The 16,515-nt window shown below is 61.3% G+C and carries 18 protein-coding genes and 2 pseudogenes; 4 read left to right on the forward strand and 16 right to left on the reverse strand.

The window, feature by feature from the left end:
* Positions 1-3: 3 nt before the first annotated feature.
* The 15 genes from BJD12_RS23510 to BJD12_RS23580 form a co-directional block, all read right to left on the reverse strand.
* On the reverse strand, positions 4-2,634 hold the full coding sequence (locus tag BJD12_RS23510) for a DUF3363 domain-containing protein (protein ID WP_058563827.1): 2,631 nt from the start codon (positions 2,632-2,634) through the stop codon (positions 4-6).
* A 623-nt stretch (positions 2,635-3,257) separates the two neighbouring features.
* Complete coding sequence (locus BJD12_RS23515; protein ID WP_050545661.1) at positions 3,258-3,848, reverse strand: lytic transglycosylase domain-containing protein; 591 nt, start codon at positions 3,846-3,848, stop codon at positions 3,258-3,260.
* Positions 3,841-4,437: a S26 family signal peptidase gene (locus BJD12_RS23520; protein WP_074038435.1), complete on the reverse strand. Its 597-nt coding sequence runs from the start codon at positions 4,435-4,437 to the stop codon at positions 3,841-3,843. Before BJD12_RS23520 ends, BJD12_RS23515 begins: the two co-directional genes overlap by 8 nt.
* A 4-nt stretch (positions 4,438-4,441) precedes the next feature.
* Complete coding sequence (locus BJD12_RS23525; RefSeq protein ID WP_017160619.1) at positions 4,442-4,906, reverse strand: DUF2840 domain-containing protein; 465 nt, start codon at positions 4,904-4,906, stop codon at positions 4,442-4,444.
* 340 nt (positions 4,907-5,246) lie between these two features.
* The gene (locus tag BJD12_RS23530) at positions 5,247-5,582 is read right to left on the reverse strand and encodes a hypothetical protein (protein WP_017160621.1); all 336 of its coding nucleotides are present in this window, start codon (positions 5,580-5,582) and stop codon (positions 5,247-5,249) included.
* A complete protein-coding gene (parA, locus tag BJD12_RS23535; protein ID WP_005995294.1) occupies positions 5,579-6,217 on the reverse strand; it encodes a ParA family partition ATPase in 639 nt (212 codons plus the stop codon). Before parA ends, BJD12_RS23530 begins: the two co-directional genes overlap by 4 nt.
* A gap of 126 nt (positions 6,218-6,343) precedes the next feature.
* Positions 6,344-7,042 (reverse strand): DNA-binding protein, encoded by a 699-nt coding sequence (locus BJD12_RS23540; protein ID WP_046932854.1) that lies wholly within the window; start codon positions 7,040-7,042, stop codon positions 6,344-6,346.
* A gap of 1,463 nt (positions 7,043-8,505) precedes the next feature.
* Complete coding sequence (locus tag BJD12_RS23545; protein ID WP_074038430.1) at positions 8,506-9,327, reverse strand: hypothetical protein; 822 nt, start codon at positions 9,325-9,327, stop codon at positions 8,506-8,508.
* 354 nt (positions 9,328-9,681) lie between these two features.
* Complete coding sequence (locus tag BJD12_RS23550) at positions 9,682-10,266, reverse strand: DUF6012 family protein (protein WP_017160564.1); 585 nt, start codon at positions 10,264-10,266, stop codon at positions 9,682-9,684.
* 111 nt (positions 10,267-10,377) lie between these two features.
* Positions 10,378-10,722: a hypothetical protein gene (locus BJD12_RS23555; RefSeq protein ID WP_005993909.1), complete on the reverse strand. Its 345-nt coding sequence runs from the start codon at positions 10,720-10,722 to the stop codon at positions 10,378-10,380.
* A 218-nt stretch (positions 10,723-10,940) separates the two neighbouring features.
* Positions 10,941-11,168 (reverse strand): hypothetical protein, encoded by a 228-nt coding sequence (locus tag BJD12_RS23560; protein WP_005993906.1) that lies wholly within the window; start codon positions 11,166-11,168, stop codon positions 10,941-10,943.
* Between the two features lie 55 nt (positions 11,169-11,223).
* Positions 11,224-11,817, reverse strand: coding sequence for a hypothetical protein (locus BJD12_RS23565; protein ID WP_017160566.1), 594 nt, complete (start codon positions 11,815-11,817; stop codon positions 11,224-11,226).
* A gap of 13 nt (positions 11,818-11,830) precedes the next feature.
* Complete coding sequence (locus BJD12_RS23570) at positions 11,831-12,070, reverse strand: hypothetical protein (protein WP_017113441.1); 240 nt, start codon at positions 12,068-12,070, stop codon at positions 11,831-11,833.
* A complete protein-coding gene (locus tag BJD12_RS23575; RefSeq protein ID WP_228903369.1) occupies positions 12,067-12,264 on the reverse strand; it encodes a hypothetical protein in 198 nt (65 codons plus the stop codon). The genes BJD12_RS23570 and BJD12_RS23575 overlap by 4 nt, the downstream gene beginning before the upstream one ends.
* Before the next feature lie 69 nt (positions 12,265-12,333).
* The gene (locus BJD12_RS23580; protein ID WP_042828124.1) at positions 12,334-12,747 is read right to left on the reverse strand and encodes a DUF6573 family protein; all 414 of its coding nucleotides are present in this window, start codon (positions 12,745-12,747) and stop codon (positions 12,334-12,336) included.
* A 357-nt stretch (positions 12,748-13,104) separates the two neighbouring features.
* Between BJD12_RS23580 and BJD12_RS24705 the strand changes: the two genes are divergently transcribed.
* Complete coding sequence (locus tag BJD12_RS24705; RefSeq protein ID WP_005993569.1) at positions 13,105-13,260, forward strand: hypothetical protein; 156 nt, start codon at positions 13,105-13,107, stop codon at positions 13,258-13,260.
* A 68-nt stretch (positions 13,261-13,328) separates the two neighbouring features.
* Here the strand turns inward: BJD12_RS24705 and BJD12_RS24510 are convergent, their stop codons facing one another.
* Positions 13,329-13,523, reverse strand: a complete 195-nt coding sequence (locus BJD12_RS24510) for a hypothetical protein (RefSeq protein WP_005993571.1) — start codon at positions 13,521-13,523, stop codon at positions 13,329-13,331.
* A 482-nt stretch (positions 13,524-14,005) separates the two neighbouring features.
* On the opposite strand from BJD12_RS24510, the pseudogene BJD12_RS23585 reads away from it, so the two are divergent.
* The 3 genes and pseudogenes from BJD12_RS23585 to avrBsT all read left to right on the forward strand — a co-directional run.
* A pseudogene (locus BJD12_RS23585) lies at positions 14,006-14,278 on the forward strand (DNA-binding protein); the annotation flags it as partial.
* A gap of 132 nt (positions 14,279-14,410) precedes the next feature.
* A pseudogene (locus BJD12_RS25160) lies at positions 14,411-14,587 on the forward strand (XopE/AvrPphe family type III secretion system effector); the annotation flags it as partial.
* A 56-nt stretch (positions 14,588-14,643) separates the two neighbouring features.
* Positions 14,644-15,696, forward strand: a complete 1,053-nt coding sequence (gene avrBsT, locus BJD12_RS23595; RefSeq protein ID WP_074052319.1) for a type III secretion system YopJ family effector AvrBsT — start codon at positions 14,644-14,646, stop codon at positions 15,694-15,696.
* Positions 15,697-16,515: the final 819 nt, after the last annotated feature.

Below are 16,515 nucleotides of genomic sequence, written 5' to 3' on the forward strand. Positions count from 1 at the left end.
GGTTTAACTCCGTGTGAGTCCTAACGATTTGCCCTTGTCCAGCACATCCATTGCCGCAAAGCGGATGCGCACCGACTGGAAGGCTTGGTTCATGCTCTGGCCCTTCGCCAGCTGCACCGCCACGGTGTTGCCGAGCTGGCCTTGCAGGCCATCCTTCGCCGGCACCACCGCGAACGTTCCGTTCTGCACAATCACCGCATGGGGACCGCTGGGCAGGTTCTCGATGGCTTCCACGGTGCCCTGAAAGCGGCGGGCCACATCGAGATTGACCGGCTGGCCGTACTTGGACGCGAGCCGTGTCTGTGCATCGGCCAGCTCCATGCCGCGCATGTCTTCGTCAAAGCCGGCCTTGAGGCGCACGCCCGCAGGAGTGCGCTCGGCCATCCGCAGTGCGACCAGGCGGTCGGTGCGCGCTTCCAGCGCTTCCAGGAACTGTGCTTGCGTGCGGGTGCGGCTGGTGGCGCCCTTCATATGCTCAAGGCGACCAGCAGCCAGCTGCTCGTCCAGGAACGTGCGTGCAATGACCTGGCTCTGTTGAGGCAGCGGCCCCTTCCCAAGTACGTCAAGGCGCACGAAGGCGCGCTTGGGGTCGCTGAGTGTGGGATCGGCGCTAACACGCTCCACCAGGTCTGCCGGCACTTGGTAGGTGCCGTCTTCCAACTTGGTCACATGGCCCCGGTGCGCCAAGGCATCCATGCGCCGCACGTGCGCCTCGATGTAGGATTCTGGCGTTGCGTTGCCGGGTAGACGTTTCGGGTCCCACTCCGTGACCTCTTCCAGGTGCGCAGCAGGGGAATAGATCTCATCCTTCAACCGCCGTAGCACGTTCTTGTCTGCCGCCGTGGCGACAGGTGGCGTGTAGCTGTCCAGGGTTACGGTGTCACCGATGCCCCCGCGTTCGACCAGGTGCCGCTCCGACGGGGCACTGAGCGTTGCGTAATGCACCTGGCCGTCGAACCCGGCGACGATGACGTACTCGGTGCCCGCGCGTTTGTCGGCCTGCCCACGGTCGAGGATGACACCCTGGACCGGTCCAGATGTCTCAAGGCTCTTTTCGTCAGCCACAAGTCCGCTCTGGCTCCGCTCGGCGCGAAGATGTGGCTTCAACAGTCCCGCCACCTGCTGTTTCTGCAGCATCGCCCGCTCCATGCCGCGCAGCTCGTCTTCAAAGCCGGCCTTGAGGCGCACCCCTGTAGGAGTGCGCTGCGCCAGCTGCAACTCAACCAGGCGGTCAGCACGCGCTTCCAGCGCATCTAGGAACTGCACCTGGGTACGGGTGCGGATAGTGGTGTTCTTCAGCTGCTCAAGGCGGCCAGCGGCCAGCTGCTCATCAAGGAATGTTCGGCCGATGACCTGACTCTGGCGGGTAAGCGCGCCTTTGGCTTTAACGTCCAGGCGCACGAATGCGTTCTTGTCACGGGCATTGGCAGGGTCACCATCCAGGCGCGCCAAGAGGTCTGCCGGCACACGGAACGTGCCGTCAGGCAACTTGGTGACATGCCCTCGGCTCGCAAGTGCTTCCATGCGATTCACGTGCGCATCGATATAGGACTCAGGCGTTGCATTAGGAGGCAAGCGCTTCGGATCCCACGCCTTCACCTCTTCCAAATGCACGTCTGGGAGGTAGACGCCATCCTTCAAGCGCCTGAGCACATTCTTATCCGCCGAGGTCGCAGCTGGCGGCGTATAGGTGCCCAGCTCCACGGTGTCACCGATGCGACCGCGCTCAGGCATGTGCCGTTCCGAATGCATGCTGAGTGTCGCGTAATGCACCTGGCCGTCGAATCCGCCAACGATGATGTACTCGGTACCTGACAGTTTGTCAGCCAATCCGCGATCAAGGATGACACCCTGCACGGGTGCAGCTTTCAGGCTGTCCTTGTCGGCCAACAGGCCACGCCGGCTGCGTTCGGCGTCAATGTGCGGCTTGAGGTCTGTCGCTAGCCTGCGCTCCTGCGCCATGGCACGCATCGCCTCCGGCGCATTTGCGTGGATCTTCCAGCGGCCGGGCATCTGTTCGGTCGCTAAGCCGTGGTCCCGCAGGATCGCCAGCCGCTGGAGCCGCAATTGCCGCTGTGCATTGCGGAAGGGATCTGCATGCACCTTGCCGGCATGGATTAGGCCGCTTTCGCGGCTCTGCTGTTCCCGAAGCATGGACGCATCCAGACCCGTCCAGCGTTCCTGCGTGACCTCCTTTGCAGCGGAGCGATAGATGTCAATATCGCTCCGATATCCCAGCTCCCGTGTCGCCAGCTCGCGTGCCCGCTCACGCATGCCATTACTGATGTAGTCGCGGCTAATCACCAGGTCGCCCCCCTTGTCGTCCACGCCACGCACGATGATGTGTACGTGCGGGTTATCGGTGTCATGGTGGGCGACCGCCATCCAGTCTAGTTTGCTGCCAAGGTCGTGCTCCATCTGCTGCATCAAATCGCGCGTGTAGCTTTCTAGATTCAGGTTGGCGCCGTCTTCTGGTGACACGATAAAGCGGAACGAATGCCGGTCAGGTTCAGAGCGATCCACGAACTGCGATGTTTGCTCGCGTGTGAGTTCACCCGTGTCAGTAAACGGGCGCGCCGGACCGCCATCCTTGTCTACGCCGTGACGCTGGGCATAGTCCACGTGCCGCTGCATCGCGGCTTTGGCACCGACCCGTGGCGCCGCCACAACACGGGCCTTAATCGTGACGCGCTGCTGGCGGCTTCCGGTGTTGATCCGAACACCAGCACCACGCCCTGCATGGTGTGTGGTGGCGCCAGAAATGCGTCCGGTCCGTGCTGCCCGCTTGGCAGCGCTTTTGACACGGCTAATGACCTCGTTGACTTGGGAATTGTTACGCGCCTGGCGGCCCTTGGACAGGCGAACGCGCAGCGGCTTGTCGGTGCTGCTTGCACCTGGACTGCCTTTACTGGAGCCCTGCTCTAGCCCTGCTGAGCTGCGCTTTCCGCTCCCAACCATCGACGCCTCCCGGTCTAAATATGGCCTGTTGTAATTTACAACAGGTTGATCACGCAGTGTGGTAAGGAAAGCCTAGTAAATTTAAGAAGTTAAACCACACATACAACACACACTTTTATCTTGCCCTTCTTTTCCGCTTCTCCGTTTTTGCCCTCCGCCCCCATCACTACCTTCGACCTGGCCACCCTACCGCAGAACCTCACCACCCGGCCTGGCACTGCTCTAGCGCGTTGCCGAGTAGCCTGCACTGGCGTCCACCCACCTGGGCGACCAGGCGGCACAGAGCACCGCACAAGCGGTCAGCGTGGCCCCTGCTTTGCAGCCTTCGGGCCGGTTCCTGCAAACCCGGTTGGCGCGGCAGCTGGTGACACCATGGAAACAGCATTGGATTGGGCTTCGGTGGACCGCCGGCCGCTCAATCTCGCGCCTGAGGGCAAGTTGACCGTGACCCCGGCCGCTTGCGACACCCAGCCCACATAACCGTTCCGCAATCCGCGTGACTCGTTGCCCGTGTTGTACATGGACAGCGCACCCAGCAATGCCGGCTTTTCGGCGCGATACTTGGCCCAAGTTTGCGCATAGTTCTGGCTGAGAATGGTGGTGCCGACGCGGATGTTTGTGCACGGGTCTAGCAGGTCAATCGGGGTTAACCCGAACTTGCCTAGATGTTGCGAGTTGATCTGCATCAGTCCGATATCGGTACTGCGTCCCGCGCGCACCTGTTCGACCGCAATGCTTTGCGCGTCCTCCAGCCTGGTCGGGTAGAAGCTACGGGCCTGGTTGTTGATGGCATAGGGGTTGCCGCCGCTTTCATGCTTAATGATGGCTTGCACGGTCTGCGGATGCACCCCGACAGAACAGGCGAGAATTAGCGACATCAGGTCACTCATGATCGGCTCCATCTGGCTGCGCCTGGGTCCATATTGGTGTGATGCGTCCGGCGATCAGGGCCACCGGGACGAACCCGTAGTAGCGGCCGTCGTAGCTATTCGCTAGGCCGTCACCGATTGGGAAAATGTGGCCTGCCGGCACGCGGTGGCAACCTTGCAGCGCGTGGGGTAGCGGCACACCTGTGTGATCTGTCGCAGACACGGCACCTACGCGTGTAAACGTCGCCGGGTGTCCGGGTGTCGTCGGGGTCGCAATCGTGACTTCGACATTGACGCACACGGTGTCACCGGCAATGGCACCAACGCGCTTGATATAGAGGCTTCCGGGCTTCATCCAACCGCGTTCAAAGCCGTAACGGGCTGGTGCATTGTGGGGCGGAAAAGCGACCAGCTGACCCCGCTCTGCGCTACGCACATTGCGGTCCAGTAGATACATGCCCTGCGCAACACTGGGCGACAAATTGGCGATGACAGTGAACCCAAACGCGCTAAGAACACGGGCACTTGCCCAGCCAAACACCGGAGCCAAAACCGCCAGACCTAGGCCGATAACCAGCCCTGATATGACCTTTTTTCGTCTCACAGACATGCCGCTAACCCCGCCTTTTCCGGGGGAGTTTGGCTCTCACGTCGGCGGTTAAAACCTTTAACCGCGCCAGTGGCATGCGCTGGAAAAACTGTTCGATTCGCGCCAATTCTAGCCGATTTAGCGTCTCAATTTTTGCGCGATTTAGGGCTAGCCAAGCGACATACGCGCGCACCCGTGTTGCGCCGGTAATGTCGGCCAGAATGGCAACATCTGGGCGCACGGATGGCACGCTATCTCCGGTCTCGCCGGGCTGTAATGCTTCACACAGCACGACCCGCCAACGGGTTGTGCCATAGTCGTTTTGCTCCCACAGGTCGAGCGCGAAGCGGTCACCAGGTGCGAAGCTCAGAAGCCGGCGGCGGGTTCCTTCGTCGCCGATCACCCACCGGCCGACCTGGCGCGGCTTACCGGCGAGTATCCGCCGATTTGTCCGGCCCTTGGCGAAGGCTTCGACGACCTGGGCACCCATCCTTACACCTGCATGCACGCATGCTTGATGACTTGCATGCGGTTTGTATGGTGGCTATGCCAGCCTGCATGCCTGCAAGCTGCGTCAGCAGCTTGATTGCTTGCATGCACCTTTCCAATATGCATGCATGCCATCGTGCATGCTCGCATGCACCACTGCCACGCACCCTGCATGCAAGCAACCATGCAGGCATGCAACTTTGATTGCATGACGGCGTGCATGCGCGATGACTTGCATTCTTGCATGCTAGCCACTAAACAATCGTGCAGACTCGCATGCAAGAACGCTTGCATGCGATCAAGTTTGCATGCAAGCCTGCGAGCCGTCTTGCATGCATGTCTCACTCACCCTGGCCGTCGTCGGGGGCATCGGCCATCGCGGACAACGGGGCAAGTCCCATCGAGGTGAGGAACATGGAAATGCCCTTAATGGAAATGTCCTGAATCGTCAGATTGTGGGTATACCTAAATTCGGATAGCCGGCGCAGGTCGTCATCGGTCAGGTGTCGAATGGTGACGGTGCGTGTCGCCCCGACCTTCGGCGCGCTCTTACCGGCGCTGGCTGGGCGGCTGGTGCCTTGCGCACTGTCGGCGTCCGCCGCTGGGCGCGCCGGCTTCTCCGGCTGGGTCTTGTTCTTGTCCAGGGCGGCGAGCTTGCCAGTGAGTCCGGTGTTCATGCTTGGGTTCCTTTGGTTGCGCCGAGTAGCGTATTCACTTCGCGCCAGAGTGCGCGAACCTCAAATGCGGCCTTGCCGGCCGGCTCAAATTCGCCCACGGCCTGGCCGTGAGCAAGTGCACGGCGGTAGGCCGTGCGGTCGTGGATGACCGTTTCCAGCACCGGAATGCCGGTATTGGCTAGTTCTCGCTCGATTTCGCGCGTTTCGCTGGCCCGGATCGGGGCGCTGGACAGGATGAACGCCCCCGGCTTGCCGCTGGCGTGCAGTAGCCGGATGGACGCCGGGGCGGCAGCCAAGTCCAGCAGGCTCGGCCGGACTGGCATCAAGGCAAGATCCGCATGCTCAAGCGCGGCGGCGATGCCAGCCGATGCATGCGGGGGGGTGTCCACAATCAACAGGTCATAGCCCTCCTCGGCCGCAGCCGCGACCGCAGCGCCGACGTTGGCCGACGTGATCGCCACCACTTCCAGTGTCGAATCCGACCGGGTTTCTGCCCATGCCTTGGCCGAGCCTTGGGGGTCGGTGTCGGCCAGCGCAACGCGCAGGCCTGCTTGTTGCGCGGCCACCGCCAGATGGACCGCGATGGTGGTCTTACCTGCGCCGCCTTTCTGGACGGCGATGGCTACGGTTTTCATGCATTGCGCTCCTGGTGGAAGTCGCTTGCTTGAGGGCAAGTGTGCAATACCTTAGCAACATGCATGCACGCATGCAAGCTGCGCTAGCGGCTAGCATGCGTGCTGTCGTGACTACTTGCATGCATCCTAGCCAACACCCTTGCCGCGCGGCTTTCCGGGGGTTGCTTTGGCTGGGGGCAAGGTGGCCATGCCCTCGTAAGCAGCCAAACGACCGCGCAGAGTCGCGGCATCCTCACGGGCCTGGCCGGCAGCGGAACGCTGCTCGGCTGCCACCAGGTGCGCCCGATCCAGCTCGGTCCGTAGCTCGGTGGCGCGGGCATCAGCCGCGCTGGCTCGCTGCTGTAGGTCCACCAGCTCGATGCGCACCTGGTCGATGGCGGCCTGGTGGGTGGCCGCTGCCGTGACGGCCTGCTGCATGGCGGCTTCCAGCTCGGCAATGCGTGCTTGGGCCGCTTCCAGCTCAAGTGCTTGGGCCTCGTAGGCGTCGGCCATCTGCTGGCTCAACGCATCCGCTTCCTGCCGCTCGGCTTCCCAGCCAGCCTGGGCGGCACGCAATGCGTCATTGGCGGCGTCCTGGGCGGCCTGCCACAACGCCAACACGGCCGTGCCGGCGACCTGCTGCACGGCCTCGGGCACCTGCACCGTTGGGGCCGGGCGCGTCTGCATCCGCCGCCACTCCTTCATGACGGTGTTTGCTTCGTTCATGTTGACCTTGGCTGCTTTGCGCACGGCATCGACGGTTGGGAAAACCTCCCGCCCGGCCTGGTCATACAACGCATCAGCTGCTGCGAGGATGCGGTCACGTGCGTCTTGAGAGGGTTCCATGCGCGGCTCCAGCGGCTCAGTTGGTAAGAAGAAGAATAGTATTATTATTCTTACCAGGCAAGCGGATTTTGCAGTTGATTGCATGCCGTTCGTCGGCACGTGGGCGGATCGTTTACGGGGTCAGCAAGGCATCACACACGCGGCTGCAACGATGCTCCGGCATCGGCACGGTGTTGCGATGGGGCAGGGTCGGCGCCGACGCGGCAGCGAGGGGCGCACCTGGTCAAAGGTGCAAACCAAAAAAACGGCGCCGGTTGCCCGGCGCCGCTGTGTATCACTTACCGGTTAGGGTAAGACCTGCAATGCATCCGCACTGATTCCCAACGCCCAAAGCGGTGGCGCCAGTAGCGGCGGACATGTACAGGTTTTGGCCAAGCACAAGTAACGCAATTCATAAACTGCTCCTTCCCCGGTCACGGGGGGAGCGCTGTCCACAGCAGGTGTTCGTTAGAACGAACTGTTAGGTAAACCGAACACCTTTGTTACGAAATTGAGCTATACTAGGCGGCATGTCTTCCACAACATCCCACGAATCCAACGCAATTTTGCTGCTATGTAAGACTGCATAGAAGACCGGGAACGCTCTACGCAACAACGCTTCGCTGGACCTTCCAGCTAAATGAAATTCAAAGGCTACCTGCCTGCCAGCAGGTGGCTTTTTCGTGTTCCACCTAACACTATATTAACCTGGTCTCGTTCAGGAAGTCAAGGCCTATCGGCCACCGTGTGCAAAACCTGAGCCAATCGCCACAGCCCTTGCTGCGCTTGCGTTTCGCCGACTATCGGCCGCACTGACACGATGAAATCTCCGGCTCGCGTGCGACCTAGGGGCCACTGCGCCTGCTCGATGTCACGGCAGCAGCGCTTTTGTGCGCGTAGCGCACGATGACCGCTCTACCACTGTGCATTGATCGACACCCACGGTCTGACCAGGGCCTTGTCGCCTCCACGCTCGCCATATCACTCCCTGCTGACCCGCTTTTGGGGTGAGGGAGCCGCCGGCGCTGCGCCTGGGATTCAACCAGGGTGCATTTGCGTGAGTAGCAGCGCCGGTGGGAGAGGGACGCGGGCGTCCCTCTCCGGGGGGTCGAAGTTGCGACCGCAGCGCCGTAGGCGCGGAGGGAGGACAGGGGGGCGCAGCCCCCGCAACTGGAGAAAGCTCTTAACGCTGTCGGCGTCGCGTAGCGGCGGCGACGCCGATTTGCTGTTGAGCGCTCTACTGACTGTGCTTTCAACCATAGGTTGACTGGTTGGCCTGGCAATTAAGGATCACAAATAGCGCTACTTCCCCACAGGGTTATCCCCCGAGGCGGTGGGGAACTCGCTTTGGCGGGTGTCGTTGAGGGCGTCGGGGCGGTGATCGAGGCCGCCGCAGGCGGGGCGGCTCGCCTTTTCACGGCAGATTTGCCGGCGTAGATGCCTGTTTCTGCTGCGTCGGGCAGGGGCTGGCCTGCCGGCGACGGCTAGTTGAACAGGGCGAGGATGTCGGAGATGTGCCGCACGGCGCTCTGTGCGTCGCCTGGCGGGTCGCCCGTGGCACGGTGCGCCGCAGGGCGGGCAGCGTCCGTGCGCGGCGTGACGCCCGGCTTCTGGGGCGGCTGCCGGCGGGCGTGCGCCTGGGCGAAGGACGCAACACCGATCCCGCGCGCCTGGTCGGCGTGCTTGCGGTCGCGCTTGAGCAACCAGCTGGTGCCGGCCATGTCGCACAGCCGTTGGAAGTTGAGCCGGCGCACGCCTGGCTCGCTGCACCACACGGCTGCGCCCTCGGCGTCTTTGGTGTGCCGGCGCACCTGCTTGGTGGGGAATGCCCAGCCAAGGCTCACCATCATGTCGATCGAGCGTTTGGCGCGTTCCAGCTCGGCGACGGTCTGCCCGCCATAGGCGAGCTGGGCGAGATCCTTGAGGGTGTAGCGCTGCCAAGGGCCGCCGCCTTGGCGCGGTTTGCCTACAAACCCGGTGCGCACGTCGGCCAGGTAGAGCAGGGCGACGGACATGGCCAACAGTGATTCGGCTCCATCCGAGCGCAGCGCCCGCACCCGTGTAAGTGCCTTTTCCAGGGCATAGCCGGCCACGATGACGTTGCGGCTAATCCGCATCCACAGCGAGCCTCGTCGTTGTTCCAGGCTGCGCACCAGCGCCTCGCGGGTGGCGTCGAGGACGGCCGGCCGGCGCTTCTTACCGGACGGCGGCTTGGGCTGACGCCAGTGCACACGCTTGTGCGGCCGGCCGCTGGGAGCGGTCGGTTCTGGGCCTTGAGCGTGTGGGCCTGTGTCTACTGCTGGCATGTCCCGCGCCGATGAACGGCAGCGGGGCAAGGTGGTCGGCGTTTATGCCTTTGCATCCTTTTCCCTCTTGCACGGCTCCGCCGGCGGGATTAGGATGGGGGTATGAATTGTGCCCCATTGGTCTGGTGTTCCCGCCAGCCCAGTGATGAAAAAGCCGCCCTTGCCGGGGCGGTTTTTTCGTTTTCGGGGGGTCTACTGCGCTAGCAGCTGGCCCACCCGCGTTGTCATATCGCTGCCAAGTATCCGCGCGCGGCCCTTAAACCGCAAGCAATCCCCGTGTGCACAACCATTGCACACCGCACCTGGCATGCATTTTGCCCTCACGCTGTCACGTGCCGGCATGATTCGTTAGGGCTATCGCTGGACACGGAACGCGTGATCGGCCGGCGGAATGCGCCGAGAAACAAACATCGGATCAAACAGCCTGGCGCGCGTCATCGTCGATAGCCGCAGCTGCTGCCGGCAGCCCGTGACGACCGGGCCAGACACGCTAATGAACTCGGTGGACGTGACAGACGACACGCCAGCATCGCCCGCGATGCAGTCGCTTCCCAGCACCGCCATGCGGGGTTGGTGATACACCTGTGCAGCCTGGCGTTTGCAAAACAGGACATCTTCGCTTACTGCGTCGTGGTCCTGGTCGGCGAGGCTGTAGTTCACCTCATGGGTGCATAGGATTTCCCCTTCGACCGCCCAGCGGGTGACGACGCGGAACGCATCGACGGTTCCGGCCGCCTCGATCAACAGGCCATTGATGGCCATGCGTCCGATCTTGCGACAGGCCACCTGATACCGCTTGTTGGGATACGGGCGGCGGGCGACGACCTCGACGCCGTTGCGTAGCAGCAGGCCGAACGGGTCAATCGCAATATCGACCAGTTCGCACCGGGTGGGGATGCCCTTCGGCTCAAGCAGCCGGGGCGAAAGATGGATCAGCATGGGATTGCCTCATTGCCGGGCAGCCTACGGGTTGTGGCTACGCGGTGTGGTCACGCGGGGAAGCATGGCGCCAGTGCGTCCAGTACGCCACTAGAGTGCGCTGCGGGCGCGCTAGGCGCCTTCGATCACCGGGGGTGTGCGCACGGGCAGTGCGAAGTCAGCAGCCAACTGTGCGGCCGCCGCCAAGGGCAGCACGTAGTGCCCCTCGGCCACCACCAGCGCGGCGAGGTCGGCCGACACCGCTGCGGGCGAACACACGAAGACATTAAGCGCGGCCACGCCGCGCACGGTGCAATACGCCGGGCCTGACACGTCGCCGACGTGGGGGGCGAGGTGGACACCGAATTGCGGCTCCCCGTTTTCGACCTGGTGGCGCACGTGCAGCAGTAGCCCGGCATGGGCGCTGGGATAGCTACCGGTGCGCGCCGGGGCTGCATTAGATCTGGGCTTGTCCATGTTCGGTTCCTTCGATCAGCTCTCGGTGTGCACAACCATTGCACACCGAGAGCGTAAAAAAAAGCTGCCGCCGCAGCCCTGGGCCTTTATCCGTAGAGGACATTTAAGACGAAACAGAAAAAACCTACGGCTACACACCTAGCCAACACATCGATGTAATGGGCCACTTCTTGTTCGTCCACCTGGACCTCCGTTTGGTGATTGCCTAAGTACATCGGTCAGCGGGACTTGTGCGCGATCCAGAGAAGCCCGCCCAGACCGCAAACAACGCCAACCAAGTAAATCAACCATGCGTTGTCGCTGATTGGACTGCTAAAAGCCGCATTGGGTGAGGTCGGCTCAAAGGTCGCAAAGCCATAGATGCCCATGCCGACAAGCGCGCAGCTCAGGACCAGGAACACGAAATGGTGACGGATGGCATACAGAAGCGAGTGGCGCAGTTTCATTGGAATGACTTCATGAGGGAAGGGAAAACAGCGGCGGCGTGCCGCACTAGGATAATCAAGCGTAGCTTGACCAGTATTGCGGGCGACCGTCCCACGGGTGGGCGTAGCTGCTGCTGGACAACTTGACGCCATTGCGCGGGTTGACCCGCTTGCGGATCGGCTCGGCCTTTGTGTACTGGCCTGGCACCGGGATGGCAGTGCCGGACATGTGGCCGGTGTCCTGTCGCTGCTGGACCAGCTCGCGCAGGGTCACGGTGCGATTCTGCACGGCAACGACTTCGTAAAAATCCACGTTGGTCTGTTCGTAGCCATAGCTAGACACCAGCACCGCCCCCACGGTGAGGGTGTGCGGGCGCTTGGCCTCGGCGCGGCGCTCGGCCTGGGCGTCGGCCAGCTGCTGCCGGCGGGTGGTGAAGCTGGCAATGTCTTGCTCGGCCGCGGCCTGCGACCGAAACCACGCCCGGTCAGGCTTCAAGGCCTTGCCGTGGAACTTGGTCACGACGATGCGGCCGGCTTCCTCGGCGATGTAGTAGCGCGAGCCGTCGGCCAAGTCGTGCGGCTGCTGGGCGTAGCGGGGGCCGGCGATGGCATCGCGTAGCTCGGCACGCTCGGCGGCGGTTAGGGAAGCGGGGTTAGGCAGCTTATGCATGGTGGTGTCCTGGTCAGTGCTGGGGGGTGGTGGCCAACAACGCAGCGGCGGCGCTGTCGGAGTCGGCCTGTTCGGTCAGTGCGATCGCTTTGCGTGCCAGCTCGTGGGCGCGGAACAGGCTGCGTGCACCTCCGGCGGGCAGCTCGCGCAGCTGCTGGGCTTCGCGGCGCAAGCGCGCTGCATGCACCCGACAAGCGCGCTCATGGCGGCGGTGATCGGCGATCAGGGCGCGCACGTTGTCGGCGGCGGTCATGCCGCACCGCCGACACGATCCAGAAGCCGGCAGCGCTCGCACTGAATCGCAGGCAGTGGCAGCAGCGCAGGGCAGCACAGGCACGGCGTGGACCGCACAAAGTCGGTCAGCTCTGCAAGCACGGCACGGGCTTGGCGCAGACCGGCGTCAACGCTCACGCAGTGGATCTGCTGGGTGGTCTTGGCCTGGTCCATCGTCAGTTCCTCAAAGTTGCGGCCGATTGTGTGCAATACCATTGCACACCATGTGGCAAAAAAAAGGGGTCAGTCTTCGGTCGGCTGCATGATGGTGATGACCGGCTCGCCGTTGTCGCCGCCGATATGCATGTGCAGGGTCACGATACGGGCCTGGTGGCCTTTGCCCTCACGGGGCACCCGGTGCAGGGCGAACGGCACCCGGTTGCCCTGGGCGTTGCGGGCGGCGAAGTTGCGCGCCATGAACAGCACATCCCACAAGCGGCCTTCCTCATCCTGCGGCACGCGCTTGCGCTTGGTGTCGTCCTGACTCCATGCAACGCAGTCCGCCCAGACGGCACGCGTGACGGCAACCGGCACCTTAAAGCCGGCCTCGCGGGCGAGGGTAGACACGTCCACCAGGTCGCCGTCCTCGATCAGGTCAGCGCGGGTATGGGTATGGGTATGGGTATGGGTATGGATGATGTCGGATGCGGTGAACATGTGGCTGTCTCCGGTAGTTGTGTGGTGTGCAATGTCTTGGCACACCTTCATAATACCGATTCGCATGCTTGCATGCAAGCATGCAAGTTGTCATGCATGCACCTCTATGTTCTGACAGTGGAACATCGCCGCTCGCAGTAAAGCGGGGGGTTGGTGCACCTGGTCGCTCGCGGTGCCTGGTCCCCGGCCACGCTCTGCCCTGTTCGTGTCCGAAGCTCGATCACGCAACAACGCCGGCATGCCTAACCTGGCCACACACGCCACCATGCAAACCCGCTTTTACGGGTGGTCGTCGCCGGCAGCGCAGCCCCTTGCCTGCGTGCAACACTGCGTCTATCAACTGGCAAGGCGAGACACATGCAAGAGCAAGACGTGCCCGATGACGAATGCCCCATGTGCGGCGGGGTGGGTGGCTGGCCTGGCCTCACCGAGTGGGTGACGTGCAAGCCCTGCAAGGGCACCGGCAAAAACATGTTGCCGCCGCCCGATGCTTGGGCGGATCTGGACGACTGAGGCACAAAAAAAGCCGCCGGGATCTCCGGCGGCTTTTTACGGTGTATCGCGCGGTGATGCAGTGTGATCTAGTCCGGTAGGTTCCAGTTTTCGCCCTCGCCTTTGTCGCGCGGCTCGCGCTTGCGCACGATCAGCGTCACCTCGCCGTCGATGGCCACCGGCACGGTGCGCAGCTTGAGGGTGTAGCCGCCGCTTCGATGGGGAAAACCACTCGGTTCCGGTCTCGCCGTCGCCTTTGGTGTAGGCGTGAGGCGAGACGACATCGAAGCGGTCGTGCGTCGTGGTGGGGGTGTTGGCGTTTGCTGCGGTGGAGTCGGATTTAGGCATCGTCGTCGCGTCCTCGGCGTATGGTTTGGTGCGCGTGCGATAGCACGTGCATAGGCGAGGTTAAACCGTGCAATACCATTGCACACCTCGCCTATGCGTGTGCTGTTGCGGACTGCGACGCAGGCCGCGTGACCTGGTGGCCGTCCACGCATGCTCCACGGCAAGCGCGTAGCGCTGCCCGTCGCCGTGGGGGATGGGTGTATCCATCCCCAGGCGTCGGGGAAGCGGTGGGGCATGGGTGGGCGGGCCTGACGGTTGCAGCTCGTCCCCGGCTTGTCCACGGGGGCGGCCAACGGCCGACGCTGACCAGGTGGTGCCGTCCACCTGGTCAGCGCCACGGTGGGCAAGCGGGGGGCGAACTGCCCGCCTGCGATCAGGCAAACAGCTGCTTGATGGAGTCAACCGGCACGTCGTGGTCGCTGTCGGCGTTACGGCCGCCGAGCACCAAGCCCTGCAGGTACGCTGGACCCAAGATGTCCAGGCGCTGGAAGGCGTGCGCGCCGAACTGGCGGCAGCGCGGACCGAGTTGGTCGAAGAGCGCCAGCGCCGGGAACACGCCGAGGCGGACACCTTGCGGGCCACGGTGCGCCTGAGCACGTTGGAACAACTCCTGGCGCAGCTGCGGCCAGCGTACTCCGTTGGCGAACCCGAAAACGCCATCGCAGCCGGTGCAATGCCGGCAGGTAGGTGATTAGCTGTTTGGCGGAGGCTAGGGAATCCCCCGCGTCAATGCTTCGTCGCCCCAAACATGCCTTCGGTGAGGCGAAGCAAATCGGAAAGCTCCCCCCCAAACTTGATCCTACAGTCACCGGAGAAGATCAAGATGGGGCTATGCACTTCAAAGCCGAGCGTGGTGGGTTCGCCCGTAGCGGGTTCACCTGAGCAATATTTATCCCACACCACAGAGCAGCCCACGCCCTCTACGCCTTCATCCCCCGATGCGCCCATGTCACCCAGCCTGCATGGCTTGGTGGCACTCGGCTCTTTGGGAACGAGGCGGGCTTTTTAATTAGCGTTAGGTATTGCACGACAAATCCAAATTAACGGTTAATATATATGAAGAATTTTATGCGTTCACTTGGCTTTGGTTCTAGCCGCTCTAGCCGTTCTAGTAGCTCAAATTGGAATGAACAGCAAGCTGATAATGACGAGCAAACGCCTGCCTCAAGTCCTTCCACGAGCCCTTCCCAAACTAGCTCGGCATTTTCTGGGCTCCCGGAACGCCCACGCAAAAAAGCTATTGCGCTGGAAGAATCGCTGAATAGTTCAAATAATATTCCTTATGAAATGCGGATGTATGCGGAGGCTGCATTATCTGCCGCGAAGCATGGAAGTTCCGAAGCCATAACAAAAGCTGATGTTGAAAATAAATATTATTTAGCACATGCATATAATGAGAGATTTCCAGAGCTCCATCTTAGCTGTCACGACTCTGCCCAATCCTTTTTTTCCGAATTTATGACTTCTGAAAAGCAGGCTTGGCGATCAATCGTTCGCCTATCTCCTTCGAGCATGCATCATGCGGCGATTGACGTTAGATTTAAAGATGGGAAGCGTACGATGTTGGTAATTGAGCCAGCACTTGCTTACGGAATGAAAGACGGCGAAATTAAGGTTATGGCCGGCTATGAAACATTAGGGAAGAATGTTCAGAATTGTCTTGGTGAAAATGGAGACATGGCGGTCATCCAACTGGGTGCGCAGAAGTCTCTTTTTGATTGTGTTATTTTTTCATTGAATATGGCTCTGTGCGCTTATCAAAAAGACAGCGTTTTTGACAATCTTCACGATTGTTTAAGAAGAAACGTTCGATGCTTTTCGTCCGGGGAGAGGAAGTCCATTCTGCATAAGAATATAGAGTTCATAGAGGGCGACAAATTTTTGCCGCCCATTTTTTATAAGCATTCACACTCTAGAGGGGTTGTAGGCGAATTCATATCGAATCAGCCTGAATATGCTCATAAAAATGTGAGCACAGGACGCACCAACCCAAGTGAAGATCTTTCCGAAAGAGTAGAAAACTTTCGTGTGCGAAGAGGTGACCTAAGCTATAGCATGTCGATTGAGGCATCTCGATTGAGGAAAATTAGGAAAACTATTGAATCATAATTCGTCGGCATGAATAATTACTTCATGCGCCTGCGCAAGTCAAAGGGTTCAAGTCGAACCACAAGCGTGTTTATCGCATTTACCGCGAGTTGGAGCTGAATGAGGGCCGGCAGGGATTCGTGCAAAAAAAAGCCAAAAGTTGGATAACTTGCTGTTAGTAAAGAATTTTTTACAGATTCCTGCCGGCCATCAATCCCGGCCGCGTGTACTTCCGAACAGTCCTTGCGTGCTCTGCTGTGAAGCCGGCGGCATCCGTGTATTACCCACACTGTGACCGACCGGTCTCGCACAGTCGCCGCAAGACAGTTGCAGCGTGCCGAACCTCGAAAGGGACGAGGTAGCGGACGAGCGATGGAAGCGCCTTTTTATCTGGCAACTTCATGTTTTCACAAAAGAAATTGGATTCTGCGAGTCATTTTTACACGTATGTCGGCTGAATCCCGGCAGGGCATTCGCATCGGCTGCGACCTGGATGTGCATAGTGCGGTGCATGGGCCAACGTAAAAGACCAGCACTCGCACCGTGGCACTTCGGCCCACCTGGCATCTGTGACGCGTGCGGCAGCCGGTGCGGCACGATGGACCAGGCCGGTATCGTCTGCTACGTCTGCAAGGCGGGCGTCTTCATGCCACGGGGATTCTGGCAATTCTCGCCTTGCCCAGCGTGCAAGGGAGCCGACTCGTTCTGCACATGCTGCGAGGGTCGCAGCTGCATCGCCACACCGCGCGAAGACATCGACGTTGATGAGCTTGAACGGTTCTGGCAGATAGTCATCAAGCGGGCACTAGAGGACGGCACATCCTTGCCCGCGCCGGTTGC

Source organism: Xanthomonas vesicatoria ATCC 35937 (assembly GCF_001908725.1).
Classification (GTDB): domain Bacteria; phylum Pseudomonadota; class Gammaproteobacteria; order Xanthomonadales; family Xanthomonadaceae; genus Xanthomonas; species Xanthomonas vesicatoria.

Excerpts from the sequence above, each read along its gene's own strand:
- BJD12_RS23510 (WP_058563827.1), bottom strand. The coding sequence starts at position 2,634 with ATGCAGCGGCACGTGGACTATGCCCAGCGTCACGGCGTAGACAAGGAT.
- BJD12_RS23515 (WP_050545661.1), bottom strand. The coding sequence starts at position 3,848 with ATGAGTGACCTGATGTCGCTAATTCTCGCCTGTTCTGTCGGGGTGCAT.
- BJD12_RS23520 (WP_074038435.1), bottom strand. The coding sequence starts at position 4,437 with ATGTCTGTGAGACGAAAAAAGGTCATATCAGGGCTGGTTATCGGCCTA.
- BJD12_RS23525 (WP_017160619.1), bottom strand. The coding sequence starts at position 4,906 with ATGGGTGCCCAGGTCGTCGAAGCCTTCGCCAAGGGCCGGACAAATCGG.
- BJD12_RS23530 (WP_017160621.1), bottom strand. The coding sequence starts at position 5,582 with ATGAACACCGGACTCACTGGCAAGCTCGCCGCCCTGGACAAGAACAAG.
- parA (WP_005995294.1), bottom strand. The coding sequence starts at position 6,217 with ATGAAAACCGTAGCCATCGCCGTCCAGAAAGGCGGCGCAGGTAAGACC.
- BJD12_RS23540 (WP_046932854.1), bottom strand. The coding sequence starts at position 7,042 with ATGGAACCCTCTCAAGACGCACGTGACCGCATCCTCGCAGCAGCTGAT.
- BJD12_RS23545 (WP_074038430.1), bottom strand. The coding sequence starts at position 9,327 with ATGCCAGCAGTAGACACAGGCCCACACGCTCAAGGCCCAGAACCGACC.
- BJD12_RS23550 (WP_017160564.1), bottom strand. The coding sequence starts at position 10,266 with ATGCTGATCCATCTTTCGCCCCGGCTGCTTGAGCCGAAGGGCATCCCC.
- BJD12_RS23555 (WP_005993909.1), bottom strand. The coding sequence starts at position 10,722 with ATGGACAAGCCCAGATCTAATGCAGCCCCGGCGCGCACCGGTAGCTAT.
- BJD12_RS23560 (WP_005993906.1), bottom strand. The coding sequence starts at position 11,168 with ATGAAACTGCGCCACTCGCTTCTGTATGCCATCCGTCACCATTTCGTG.
- BJD12_RS23565 (WP_017160566.1), bottom strand. The coding sequence starts at position 11,817 with ATGCATAAGCTGCCTAACCCCGCTTCCCTAACCGCCGCCGAGCGTGCC.
- BJD12_RS23570 (WP_017113441.1), bottom strand. The coding sequence starts at position 12,070 with ATGACCGCCGCCGACAACGTGCGCGCCCTGATCGCCGATCACCGCCGC.
- BJD12_RS23575 (WP_228903369.1), bottom strand. The coding sequence starts at position 12,264 with ATGGACCAGGCCAAGACCACCCAGCAGATCCACTGCGTGAGCGTTGAC.
- BJD12_RS23580 (WP_042828124.1), bottom strand. The coding sequence starts at position 12,747 with ATGTTCACCGCATCCGACATCATCCATACCCATACCCATACCCATACC.
- BJD12_RS24705 (WP_005993569.1), top strand. The coding sequence starts at position 13,105 with ATGCAAGAGCAAGACGTGCCCGATGACGAATGCCCCATGTGCGGCGGG.
- BJD12_RS24510 (WP_005993571.1), bottom strand. The coding sequence starts at position 13,523 with ATGTCGTCTCGCCTCACGCCTACACCAAAGGCGACGGCGAGACCGGAA.
- avrBsT (WP_074052319.1), top strand. The coding sequence starts at position 14,644 with ATGAAGAATTTTATGCGTTCACTTGGCTTTGGTTCTAGCCGCTCTAGC.